Source organism: Cronobacter malonaticus LMG 23826 (assembly GCF_001277215.2).
GTDB lineage: Bacteria > Pseudomonadota > Gammaproteobacteria > Enterobacterales > Enterobacteriaceae > Cronobacter > Cronobacter malonaticus.
Genome location: NZ_CP013940.1, coordinates 300,010 through 312,535 on the forward strand (window position 1 = coordinate 300,010; position 12,526 = coordinate 312,535).

A 12,526-nucleotide genomic window follows, 5' to 3' on the forward strand; every position below is an offset into this window, starting at 1 on the left:
TATTATGACGTCCACATCCCGTAACGCTTTCCCCGCCCATCGCTTTTCCATCGCGCCGATGCTCGACTGGACCGATCGCCACTGCCGCTACTTCCTGCGTCAGCTTTCGTCCCAGGTGTTGCTCTATACCGAAATGGTGACGACCGGCGCGATCATTCATGGCAAAGGGGATTACCTCGCCTATAGCGAAGAGGAACATCCGGTGGCGTTGCAACTGGGCGGGAGCGATCCGGCGGCGCTGGCGCACTGCGCGAAGCTCGCCGAGGAGCGCGGCTATGACGAGATAAACCTTAACGTCGGCTGCCCGTCCGACCGTGTCCAGAATGGCCGCTTCGGCGCCTGCCTGATGGGCGAGGCGCAACTCGTCGCCGATTGCGTCAGGGCGATGCGCGATGTGGTTTCCATTCCGGTGACGGTGAAAACTCGTATCGGTATTGACGACCAGGACAGCTACGAATTCCTCTGCGATTTCGTCGGCACCGTGGCGGAGCAGGGCGGCTGCGACACCTTTATTATTCATGCGCGCAAGGCGTGGCTCTCCGGCCTCAGCCCAAAAGAGAACCGCGAAATCCCGCCGCTGGATTATCCGCGCGTTTACCAGCTTAAGCGCGATTTCCCGCAGCTTACGATGTCGATTAACGGCGGCATCAAAACGCTGGATGACGTGAAAACGCACCTTGAACATATGGATGGCGTAATGGTGGGCCGCGAGGCGTACCAGAATCCTGGCATACTGGCGTCGGTCGATCGCGAAATCTTCGGGCTTGATGTGCCGGATGCCGATCCGGTGGCGGTAGTGCGCGCCATGTATCCTTACATTGAGGGCGAGCTGGCGAAAGGCACGTACCTGGGCCATGTCACCCGCCATATGCTCGGGCTTTTTCAGGGGATCCCCGGCGCGCGGCAGTGGCGTCGCTATCTCAGCGAAAACGCCCATAAGCCAGGCGCGGATATTAACGTGCTTGAGCAGGCGCTGAAACTGGTGGCTGACAAACGTTAAATTTCACCAGAATATCGTCAATTTCACTAACGCCCCGGATAACATGCCGGGGCGTTTCTTTTTAATTCAGTGAGTTAAATGTGGCACGAAACTTGTAATAGCAGGGCATAACGTTTTTAAGGAGAACGAGAATGTTTGAACTGCTGTTTGTGGTGGCTTTCTTTCTGATGCTGCTGGCGACCGGCGTGTCGCTTATCGGGATTATCGCCGCGCTGATGGTAGCGACCCTGGTGATGTTTTTCGGTGGCGTATTCGCGCTGATGATTAAACTACTGCCGTGGCTGTTGCTGGCGGTGGCGGTGGTGTGGGTGATCCGCACCGTGAAGGCCCCGAAAGTGCCGGAGTATCGTCGTACCTCACGTTACAGCCGGACGAATCGCTGGCGTTACTAATAAGTTGCGGGGTTGATCACAACCTCGCAACTTTCCATGTTACTTTGCGCGCTAAGCCATGTTCTTTGCCGGGGCTGTCTGGCACTATGTCAGCCGTGTTACAGAATTCATCAGCGCTGTACCCTACATGCGGCGCGAACAATAAAAAAGAAAGGGCTTCCTGCGGGAAGCCCTAATTCTTTCAGGGAATCAACAGGCTGGAGCCTTGCGTGCTGCGGCTTTCCAGCGTCTTATGGGCGCGCGCGGCGTCTTCAAGCGCAAACTTCTGGCTCTCTGCCACCTCCACTTTAATTACCCCACTGGCGATCAGCGAAAACAGCTCGTTACTGGCTTCTTCCAGTTCGGCGCGATTGGTCAGATAGCCGTTCAGCGATGGGCGGGTCACGTAGAGCGAGCCTTTTTGATTAAGAATGCCGAGATTCACGCCGGTCACCGGGCCGGAAGAGTTACCGAAGCTCACCATTAAGCCGCGGCGTTGCAGGCAGTCGAGCGACGACTCCCAGGTCTCTTTACCCACCGAGTCATACACCACGCGCACTTTTTTACCGCCGGTCAGTTCACGCAGCCGCTCTGGCACATTCTCTTCACGGTAGTTGATGGTTTGCCACGCGCCCGCCTGCTTCGCCCGTTGGGCTTTTTCGGCAGAACCTACGGTGCCGATAAGGCGCGCGCCAAGCGCTTTCGCCCACTGGCAGGCGATAAGCCCGACGCCGCCTGCGGCCGCGTGAAACAGGAACATCTCGTCGGGTTTGATTTCATAGGTTTTGCGCAGCAGATAAAAGACGGTCAGCCCTTTTAAAAAGCAGGCCGCCGCCTGTTCAAACGAGATGACATCCGGAAGCACAACGGCTTTATCCGCTGGCACGTTATGCACCGAGCTGTAGGCACCGAGCGCCGATTGTGCGTAGACGACGCGATCGCCAGGTTTGAGGTGCGTCACGCCGCTGCCGACTTTCGTCACGACGCCCGCGGCTTCGGTGCCGAGGCCCGCCGGGAGCGCCGGTGGCGGGTAGAGACCGCTGCGAATATAGGTGTCGATATAGTTGATGCCGATGGCTTTGTTTTCCACCTGCACTTCCATCTCGTCCGGGTCGGCCGGGGTAAACGTCACCGCTTTTAACACTTCTGGTCCGCCATGCTGGCTGAACTCAATACGCGTCGCCATAGGAACTCCTTGTTAAGGGTCGGGCATGAAAGCAGGAGCGCGCAAACTGAGTACAAAACGACTCAGATCAGATACACTCCTCATTCTCTCTGATGATGATTTTTGGTAACTCCATTCACTATGGCAGGAAATAAACCCTTCAACAAACCCACTGAACCTCGTGACCCGCAGGTCGCCGGGCTGAAAATGCCGCCGCATTCCATGGAGGCGGAACAGTCGGTGTTGGGCGGTTTAATGCTGGATAACGAGCGCTGGGACGATGTGGCCGAGCGCGTCGTGGCCGAGGATTTTTACACCCGCCAGCACCGCATGATCTTCACCGAAATGCATCGCCTGCAGGAGATGGGCAAACCCATCGATCTGATTACGCTTTCCGAATCGCTGGAACTCCAGGGACAGCTGGAAAGCGTCGGCGGTTTTGCGTATCTCGCGGAGCTTTCCAAAAACACGCCAAGCGCCGCGAACATCAGCGCTTATGCCGATATCGTGCGCGAACGTGCTGTCGTGCGCGACATGATTTCCGTCGCCAATGAAATTGCCGACGCCGGTTACGATCCGCAGGGCCGCACCAGCGAAGATCTGCTCGATCTCGCCGAATCGCGCGTCTTTCAGATAGCCGAAAACCGCGCCAATAAAGACGAAGGGCCGAAAAGTATCGATCAGATCTTAGAAGCCACCGTCGCGCGTATCGAAACGCTCTATCAGCAGCCGCACGACGGCGTGACGGGCGTGGATACCGGCTATCAGGATCTCAATAAAAAGACCGCGGGCTTACAGCGCTCGGATCTCATCATCGTGGCGGCGCGTCCTTCGATGGGTAAAACCACCTTCGCGATGAACCTGTGCGAAAACGCCGCGATGCTCCAGGATAAACCGGTGCTGATCTTCTCCCTTGAGATGCCCGGCGAGCAGATCATGATGCGTATGCTGGCGTCGCTCTCCCGCGTGGATCAGACGCGTATTCGTACCGGCCAGCTGGATGACGAAGACTGGGCGCGTATTTCCGGCACCATGGGCATCCTGCTTGAGAAGCGCAATATGTATATTGACGACTCCTCGGGCCTGACGCCGACGGAAGTGCGCTCGCGCGCGCGCCGTATTTATCGCGAGCACGGCGGCTTAAGCCTGATTATGATCGACTACTTACAGCTGATGCGCGTGCCGTCGCTCTCCGATAACCGTACGCTGGAAATCGCCGAGATTTCCCGCTCGCTGAAAGCGCTGGCGAAAGAGCTTCAGGTGCCGGTGGTGGCGCTCTCGCAGCTTAACCGCTCGCTGGAGCAGCGCGCCGATAAGCGCCCGGTGAACTCGGATCTGCGTGAGTCCGGCTCCATCGAGCAGGACGCCGACCTGATTATGTTCATCTATCGTGATGAGGTGTATCACGAAAACAGTGACTTAAAAGGCATCGCGGAGATTATTATCGGTAAGCAGCGTAACGGCCCGATAGGCACGGTGCGCCTGACGTTTAACGGACAGTGGTCGCGGTTTGATAACTACGCAGGTCCCCAGTACGACGACGAATAATTAATTTGGCTATTTCACTTGCGATTTTGGGCTTGGGCAGTGCTCGCCATCCTCACGTACTTCAGTACGCTCCGGTGGCTGCGCGCTGGCCGCACCCAAACTCGCTGCGCCAATAACGCCAAATTGTCTGTAGCTTAAAAGTTAATACACCAAAATAACTGCAAGGAAAGTCAATGCAAGCGGCAACTGTGGTAGTAAACCGCCGCGCTCTGCGTCACAACCTGCAACGCCTGCGTGAACTGGCGCCCGCCAGCCAGCTGGTTGCGGTGGTGAAGGCAAACGCCTATGGACACGGTCTTCTTGAGACCGCCCGCACTCTCCCTGATGCCGATGCGTTCGGCGTGGCGCGCCTTGAAGAGGCGCTGCGCCTGCGCGAAGGCGGCATCACTCAGCCCATTCTTTTGCTCGAAGGCTTTTTTAACGCAGGCGATCTGCCCGCGATTGCCGCGCAGCAATTACATACTGCGGTACACAGCGAAGAGCAACTGATGGCACTGGAGCAGGCGATGCTTTCAGAGCCTGTCACCGTCTGGATGAAGCTCGACACCGGTATGCATCGCTTAGGCGTGCGCCCGGAGGCGGCACAGGCGTTTTACGACAGGCTCGCGGCCTGTAAAAACGTACGTCAGCCGGTGAACGTGGTAAGCCATTTCGCCCGCGCCGATGAGCCAGACTGCGGCGCCACCGAGCGCCAGCTTGATATCTTCAACAGCTTTACCCACGACAAACCTGGCAAGCGCTCGATTGCCGCCTCCGGCGGTATCCTCTTCTGGCCACAGTCGCATTTCGACTGGGTGCGCCCCGGCATTATTCTCTACGGCGTGTCGCCGCTGGATACGCACCCGTGGGGCGCGGAGCTTGGTTTTCAGCCTGCGATGTCGCTGACGTCAAGCCTTATTGCCGTGCGCGATCACAAAGCGGGCGAACCTGTCGGCTACGGCGGTACCTGGGTGAGCGAGCGCGACACGCGGCTTGGCGTTGTGGCGATGGGCTATGGCGACGGATATCCGCGCTGCGCGCCGACGGGCACGCCGGTGCTGGTCAATGGCCGTGAAGTGCCCATTGTCGGGCGCGTGGCGATGGATATGATCTGCGTTGATTTAGGCCCTGACGCGGCGGAGAAAGCAGGGGACACGGTAGTCATGTGGGGCGAAGGATTGCCGGTCGAGCGTATCGCCGAAGCGACAGGTGTGAGCGCTTACGAACTTGTTACGCGACTGACCTCAAGAGTGGCGATGCGTTACCTGGATTAAAGGCCATACGAGTGTTTCAACGTCTGGCGGTGGGTGCGCTTCGCTTACCCACCCTACGGGTACGTTAAACCCTGGTTTATTAATGGCGGCGGGTGCGCTTCGCTTACCCACCCTACCAACACCGGCGCGTCTTCTGTAGGGCGGGTAAGCGCAGCGCACCCGCCGTGTTTATTAACGCTGCGCGCCCGCCATCTTCCCCAGGGTATCGCACCCATCACATCCCTCTCGATCTGCCGCGCTATCCGGTTTATTGTGAAGACACATCACACCGTAAATCTGGAGAACCAAGCGTGTTTCAGAATGTTGACGCCTACGCCGGCGACCCCATCCTTTCGCTGATGGAACGCTTTAAAGAAGATCCCCGCAGCGACAAAGTTAACCTGAGTATCGGCCTCTATTACAACGAACAAAATATCATCCCGCAGCTTCAGGCCGTGGCGCAGGCGGAACAACGGCTGAACGCGCAGCCGCACGGCGCCTCGCTTTATCTCCCGATGGAAGGGCTCAATAACTACCGCAGCGCGATAGCGCCGCTTCTGTTCGGGGCCGATCACCCGGCGCTGACCGCTGGCCGCATCGCCAGCATCCAGACGGTAGGCGGTTCGGGCGCGCTGAAAATCGGCGCGGATTTCCTTAAGCGCTACTTTCCTCAATCCCGCGTCTGGGTCAGCGATCCGACCTGGGAAAACCACGTGGCCATCTTTAACGGCGCAGGTTTTGAAGTAAGTACTTACCCTTGGTTTGACGCAGAGACCAACGGCGTGCGTTTCGAGGCATTGCTTGAAAAGCTCAACACTCTGCCTGCGCGCGATATTGTGCTGCTACACCCGTGCTGCCACAACCCGACCGGTGCCGATCTGACTAACGCCCAGTGGGATGTCGTGGTTGAGGTGCTCAAAGCGCGCGAGCTGATCCCGTTCCTGGATATCGCGTATCAGGGCTTTGGCGCAGGCATGGAAGAAGATGCGTACGCGATCCGCGCTATCGCCAGCGCGGGCCTGCCTGCGCTGGTCAGCAACTCGTTTTCAAAAATCTTCTCGCTCTATGGCGAACGCGTGGGTGGGTTGTCTGTCGTTTGTGACGACGCGGAAACCGCTGCCCGCGTGCTCGGCCAGCTTAAAGCGACGGTACGCCGCAACTATTCCAGCCCGCCGAATTTCGGTGCGCAGGTGGTTGCCACCGTCCTTAACGACGCCACCCTCAAAGCGCAGTGGCTCGCTGAAGTGGAAGCGATGCGCTGCCGCATTCTGGAGATGCGCCAGGCGCTGGTGGATGTTCTCAAAACGGAAGTGCCGGGGCGCAATTTCGATTATCTGCTTAAGCAGCGCGGGATGTTCAGCTATACCGGCCTGAGCGCCGCGCAGGTTGACCGTCTGCGTGACGAGTTCGGTGTCTACTTGATCAGCAGCGGACGCATGTGCGTGGCGGGCCTTAACAGCCGCAACGTGAAACAGGTGGCGCAGGCGTTTGCCGCCGTCATGTAATACGTTTAAAAGCGCTGTCATACAGCGCTTTTCTTTTTCCTCCGCTATTTTACCAGTATTCATTTTGAGGTTTTTCTTAAGCATTAATCAAAAGATTGTAAGTGTGGTTGTTGAATTTTTTCTGTCGGATATTAATAGATTTCGCGGAACTTATTTATGCTAGTGATACTAAATGGGTTGCTGTTGATATTCATCTCTTAACGACACATTAGCTGTTTATTAGTGGATATTTTAACGTTTTATCTCCTGCTTGAATATTCATTATAATAATGATTCCTGTCTTTACATTCCTTTTGTTATTCGTCTTCATTTACACGTTTTTTTTGTAGGAAAAGAGACGTCGGTATATACCTGTTCGCTATTTTTTAGCTGGCCATATTATGAACGCTGCTGGTACATCGCGCATAAATTCGCAGCCAGTAAACAAGGATTGTTGAGGAATTAAAGTGATTGTTCGCCGTTCAAACGTATATCCAGCGATCCTGTCGGTGCTGGTCGGGTGGCATTCCCCGGTTTATGCGGAAGTCATAGCAAATCAGCAGGCGCTAAACCAGCAACAGCAGAATGAAGCCCGCCATGAAAGTCTCGCACCTGAAAGTAAGTCCTTACTTTCGACTGCCGAAGTCAAGCCCCGGGAAGGGCTGAACTTACCTGAAGAACAGCCCTGCTACCCGGTTAATGCCATTCAGATAGACAATAAAAACGCGGTGGCGCACTGGATGTCCTTTCAGGATGTTGTGCGCAGCGTGAAGGGAAAGTGCGTCGGTATTAATGGTCTTAAAATGATCCATAAAACGGTACAAAACCGGTTGATCGAGCACGGCTATATAACAACGCGGGTGTTAATACCGGCGCAGGATCTTAAAAGCGGCACGCTTAAATTCCAAATTCTGCCGGGCACGATTAGCGAGATTGTCTTTAAGGGCGATGGCGGAAAGTATATTCACGCAATAAATAATTTCCCTGAGCGTCAGGGCGATGTCCTGGATTTGCGCGGTCTTGAACAGGGGCTGGAGAATCTGCAACGCACACCAGGCTCTGAGACCAATATTCAGTTATTGCCGGGAACGAAACCTGGCGAAACACGGGTCGAAGTAACACGTACCCAGCCGAAACACTGGCGGCTTGGCGCATGGGCGGATGACTCCGGCAGTAAATACACGGGGCGTTACCAGAGCGGGCTGGCCTTTTATCTGGATAATCTGACCTCGCTTAACGATATGTTTTACGCCGCTTATGGCGGAGGGCTTAAAAATGAGGATGGCCGCCGTAGCGATAACGTCTCGGCGTTTTACTCGGTTCCGTGGGGGTACTGGCAGCTTGAACTGTATGGCAGCAAATACCGCTATACCCAGACTATTCACGACAGTGTTTCCAGCTATCTCTACAGCGGTATCGAAAAATACCTCAGCGCGCAACTCAGCCGCGTGATCTACCGCAGCGCCAGCCAGAAGACGACGCTGGCGTTAAAGGCTTTCCGTCGTGATTCCACCTATCTGCTCAATGATGTGGAAATAGAGGTGCAGCGGCGCAAAACGAGCAACTGGAAGCTGTCGCTGGAGCACCTGACGTATCTGCCATTTGGTCAGGTCAAAGCCAGCCTCGGCTACCAGAAAGCGGCGCACTGGTTTAATGAACTGGAAGATGCCGAAGAACAAGTGGGCAGCGCCGATCCACAGGCGCGTATCGTTACGATGAGTGTTGATGGCGCGTTCCCGTTCAAACTCGGTAAATTATCTCTGAGCTATGAGCCACATTTTATGTCGCAAACGTCACCGGATCGCCTGACGCAGCCGGATAAATTCACGATAGGCAACCGGTGGACGGTGCGCGGTTTCGATGGCGAAACCACGATTTACGCCGATAAGGGCTGGTATCTGCGCAACGATATTAATCTCAACCTGCCGCAGTGGGGAATGCAGCCCTATCTTGGTCTCGACTATGGCGAAGTCAAAGGCTCGAAAAACGATTACTGGAGTGGTAAGCAACTGGCAGGCGCGGCGCTCGGCGTGCGCGGCGTTAAAGGTAAATTCGGCTACGATCTTTTTGCCGGTGTGCCGCTTATGAAACCAGAAGAATTGCATACCAGCCCTTTTACGCTCGGTTTCGCCATGCAGTGGCAATACTGACGGCCCACGTTTGCCTGATCCTGCCGCGCTGGCGTCATGCGTAAATTTTCACCATAACGCCAGCGAAATTTTGCCTTTTGCCGTTCAGTCTGCACACTTAGAAGATCACTATTTTTAAGGGGCAGCGTATGTGGTTCCAACAAACCCTGACATTAAAATCCAGACCTCGGGGCTTTCACCTCATCACTGATGAGATAGTCAGTCAGCTCCCCGCGCTTTCACAGGTTCAGACCGGGTTACTGCATCTTCTGCTTCAGCACACTTCAGCCTCTTTGACGCTTAATGAAAATTGCGATCCTTCGGTGCGTCGCGATATGGAGCGCTATTTCCAAACCGCCGTGCCGGATAACGGGCACTACGAGCATGATGATGAGGGGCCGGACGATATGCCCGCGCATATCAAATCCTCCACGCTTGGCGTTTCTCTGATATTGCCAGTTAAGCAGGGACGCCTGCTGCTTGGCACCTGGCAGGGGATCTGGCTTGGGGAACACCGCAACCATGGCGGCTCGCGCCGTATAGTCGCGACGCTTCAAGGAGAAACTTTATGACGAATTCTGACTTGCTGGATTACTGTATGAATAAACCGGGTGCTGAGCAGAGCGAGCACCGGGAGTGGAAAGCGGCGCAAATTAAAGTGGGCGACGTCATGTTCGCGATGGTTCATGAAGTCAGTCATCGTCCTGCCGTCTCACTAAAAACCAGCCCGGAGCTGGCAGAACTACTGCGACAGGAACATAAAGACGTTTTTCCCAGTGCGCAGCTCAATAAGGCGCACTGGAGTACGGTCTATCTGGATGGTGAACTGCCGGATTCGCAGATCTACTATCTGGTCGACGCGTCGTATCAGCAGGCTGTGGGTCTGCTTCCGGAACAGATTCGACAGCAATTGTCGGTGTAGTCATCTTCTTTCTGACAGAGGTGCAGCCTGCGGCGCTGCACTTCTGGATCTTTTTTTAATTGAGTATTCGTTGCGATTCTATGATTCGGTTTTTTGTGTTGTTTATTATGATTAAAATAAATTAATTTTGTCTATTTTTGGTCACTTTTACTCTTTATTATTTAATTTAGCCTGTTAAAAAACGGCCACACTTAATTAAAGAATAAATAATCATTCTCGATAATTACGATCAATTATCTGAAATAAATTGTACGACAGCATTTAAAAAAACCGTTGCATTATAATTAAAAAGCCTTGTTTATTGGGGTTTTTACATATCCGCAAGGTATAAACTTAAATTATAATATATTAATGAGTCATAAGGATGAGCAATGGAAAATAAACATGGAGCGACCTTTCGCGCGCCGAAAGAGTTGCGAGCTAAAATGGGCCCGGTCTGTTTCGCCACGCTTCTGGCATTAGGCATGGTGCAAAGTGCCGGTGCGGCGATCACCGCAGATACCAGCGCAGCGAACCAGCCCGGAATTCATACCAGCACCAGTGGTGCCACGGTTGTGGATATTAATAAAGCCAGCAGTGAAGGCGTTTCACATAATATTTATTCCGAATTTAACGTCGATAAAAATGGAGTGGTACTGAATAACAGCACGACAAATACGTCTACGCAGCAGGCAGGCAATATTAACGGGAACGCCAATCTGGCGGGGCAGAGCGCGACGATTATTCTTAACGAAGTTCGTTCTTCCGATCCGAGCCAGTTAAATGGCATGGTAGAAGTGGCTGGACAGTCTGCGCAGGTCATTATTGCTAACCCTTCTGGCATTACCTGTGACGGCTGTGGTTTTATTAATACTAACCATGCCACACTGACTACGGGCACAGCGAATTTCGATGATGCAGGCAAACTGACCGGTTTTGACGTTCAGAAAGGTCAGGTAACTATCACTGGCGCGGGCATGGATGTTAATAACAGTGGTAAACCACTGATGACGGATATCTACGCACGCTCTGTAAAAGTAAATGCGAAACTTCAGGCAAATAATCTCAATATCATCACGGGTGCGAACCGTATTAATACGAATGGCACTGTAAAAGAAACGCTTGAAGGCATCGGTGCTGCGCCTGCGGTAGCGCTGGATGTGTCATCGCTCGGCTCTATGTATGCCGGCAAAATTACCATGGTAGGTACTGATACGGGGGTAGGTGTACGTCTGGATCATGCAGATATTACCGCGCAAGACCGGCTTTCGATTTCGACAGCCGGTAAGATTGAAAACAACAACAGCGTGATAGCATCAGGCAATGCTCTTACTATCAACAGCCAGTCCCTGGACAACAGCAACGGCGAAATCCGCTCAGATGCTGGTAGCCTTGTCATTAATTCCCGTCAGGATCTTAACAACCACAACGGTAAGATTTCTGGTTACGATGTGTCTGTTAATGGCGGTGATACCAATAACACCGACGGAATCATTCAATCTAAAGGTAATCTGTCTCTGACGGGCTTTACGCTTGATAATCAAAACGGCGTAGTAAGCAGCGGTGACGATCTTAGTGTCAACTATAACTACAGTAACCATAACGATCCTTCCGTTTATGCCATTAAAAACGAGAATGGCGTGATGGCGTCTGCTGGCAATATGTTTATCCAGACGGTTAACCTGGATAACAACAGCGGCTTGATTACTGCAGACAAAGCGCTGTCTATTAGTGCTGCTAAGCTTGTTAACACAAATAGTGATAACTTTGTCGCCAGTGAAAACTGGAAAGGCGTTAATCAGGCAGGGGGCATTTACGCCGGTGACAGTGAGGGGGCCAATACGCATTCTCATTACATGACCGGTGAATCTATTATTAGCGTTGCATCGCTGGATAATGAGGCGGGTCGTATCGTTTCTACCGGTAAGAATACCGATCTGCATATCATGAGCAGCCAGGTGATTAATAACAATGAAGGTATTATCGATGCGGCAAAATCGCTAACCATCGATCAGCGTAGCCAGTTTAACAACGGTAACGGTAAAGTGAGCGCCGCACAGGACCTCAACATTAATGCTTATGACTTCTCGTCTGATGCTAAGGGCGAAATCAAAGCAAACAATATCAATCTGCACACCAGCGGTACGTTTAATAATAGTGGTGTTATAACAGCCTCGCGCGATCTGCTTCTTAATGTCGGTGATGCGCACAGCTACCTGTCAGAGACCAGCTATAACAAAGGCCAGATTACGGCGGGCGGCGCGATGACGGTGCAAACCGATATGACCAACTTTGTTAACGAAGGTACCATCAAAGCAGGCGATGCACTCAACTGGCATGGCGGCAATGTGATTAACAAAGGCGTTATCGACAGCAACAGCGATATTCGCTTTACCGTTCAGTCGCTGAAAAATGCGAAAGGCGCAACCATCGATGGTAAGAGCGTCACCATCAGCGGTGCGGTAGATAATCAGGGTACAATCACGCCGGATTACATTCCGGATAACGGACCTGCTCCACATCCGGATGATAATGGCGGTCATACCCCAATGCCGGATCCCGCACCGGCTCCGCGTCCGGATGATGGTGGTCATACTCCGATCCCGGATCAGACGCCATCTCATCACTCAGATAGCCAGTCACAATCTTCGTCTGGCTCTTCTTCCACCTACAGCCATCATTGATCCTTTCAGCCC

10 protein-coding genes are annotated in these 12,526 nt (G+C 53.5%); 9 read left to right on the top strand and 1 reads right to left on the bottom strand.

The annotated features are described in order from the left end of the window. Positions 1 to 4: 4 nt before the first annotated feature. Together dusA and pspG are read left to right on the top strand one after the other, a co-directional pair. Positions 5 to 1,000 carry a tRNA dihydrouridine(20/20a) synthase DusA gene (dusA, locus tag AFK66_RS01415; RefSeq protein WP_007778550.1) on the top strand — a complete coding sequence of 332 codons (996 nt, stop codon included), beginning with the start codon at positions 5 to 7 and terminating at the stop codon, positions 998 to 1,000. A gap of 131 nt (positions 1,001 to 1,131) precedes the next feature. Beyond that, on the top strand, positions 1,132 to 1,392 hold the full coding sequence (gene pspG, locus AFK66_RS01420; protein ID WP_007778547.1) for an envelope stress response protein PspG: 261 nt from the start codon (positions 1,132 to 1,134) through the stop codon (positions 1,390 to 1,392). A gap of 181 nt (positions 1,393 to 1,573) precedes the next feature. Here the strand turns inward: pspG and AFK66_RS01425 are convergent, their stop codons facing one another. Continuing rightward, positions 1,574 to 2,557 (bottom strand): quinone oxidoreductase, encoded by a 984-nt coding sequence (locus AFK66_RS01425; RefSeq protein ID WP_007778544.1) that lies wholly within the window; start codon positions 2,555 to 2,557, stop codon positions 1,574 to 1,576. A 120-nt stretch (positions 2,558 to 2,677) separates the two neighbouring features. On the opposite strand from AFK66_RS01425, the gene dnaB reads away from it, so the two are divergent. The 7 genes from dnaB (at position 2,678) to AFK66_RS01460 (ending at position 12,514) form a co-directional block, all read left to right on the top strand. Continuing rightward, positions 2,678 to 4,084 (top strand): replicative DNA helicase, encoded by a 1,407-nt coding sequence (dnaB, locus tag AFK66_RS01430; RefSeq protein ID WP_004388597.1) that lies wholly within the window; start codon positions 2,678 to 2,680, stop codon positions 4,082 to 4,084. 173 nt (positions 4,085 to 4,257) lie between these two features. Next, complete coding sequence (alr, locus tag AFK66_RS01435) at positions 4,258 to 5,337, top strand: alanine racemase (RefSeq protein WP_032986277.1); 1,080 nt, start codon at positions 4,258 to 4,260, stop codon at positions 5,335 to 5,337. A 290-nt stretch (positions 5,338 to 5,627) separates the two neighbouring features. Beyond that, a complete protein-coding gene (tyrB, locus tag AFK66_RS01440; RefSeq protein ID WP_007778537.1) occupies positions 5,628 to 6,821 on the top strand; it encodes an aromatic amino acid transaminase in 1,194 nt (397 codons plus the stop codon). A gap of 446 nt (positions 6,822 to 7,267) precedes the next feature. Next, positions 7,268 to 8,950 (top strand): ShlB/FhaC/HecB family hemolysin secretion/activation protein, encoded by a 1,683-nt coding sequence (locus tag AFK66_RS01445; protein WP_032983416.1) that lies wholly within the window; start codon positions 7,268 to 7,270, stop codon positions 8,948 to 8,950. Between the two features lie 128 nt (positions 8,951 to 9,078). After that, positions 9,079 to 9,501, top strand: coding sequence for a secondary thiamine-phosphate synthase enzyme YjbQ (locus AFK66_RS01450; RefSeq protein ID WP_007778530.1), 423 nt, complete (start codon positions 9,079 to 9,081; stop codon positions 9,499 to 9,501). Continuing rightward, a complete protein-coding gene (locus AFK66_RS01455; RefSeq protein ID WP_007778525.1) occupies positions 9,498 to 9,851 on the top strand; it encodes an MmcQ/YjbR family DNA-binding protein in 354 nt (117 codons plus the stop codon). Before AFK66_RS01450 ends, AFK66_RS01455 begins: the two co-directional genes overlap by 4 nt. A 371-nt stretch (positions 9,852 to 10,222) precedes the next feature. Next, on the top strand, positions 10,223 to 12,514 hold the full coding sequence (locus AFK66_RS01460; RefSeq protein ID WP_023897904.1) for a filamentous hemagglutinin N-terminal domain-containing protein: 2,292 nt from the start codon (positions 10,223 to 10,225) through the stop codon (positions 12,512 to 12,514). Positions 12,515 to 12,526 lie beyond the last annotated feature (12 nt).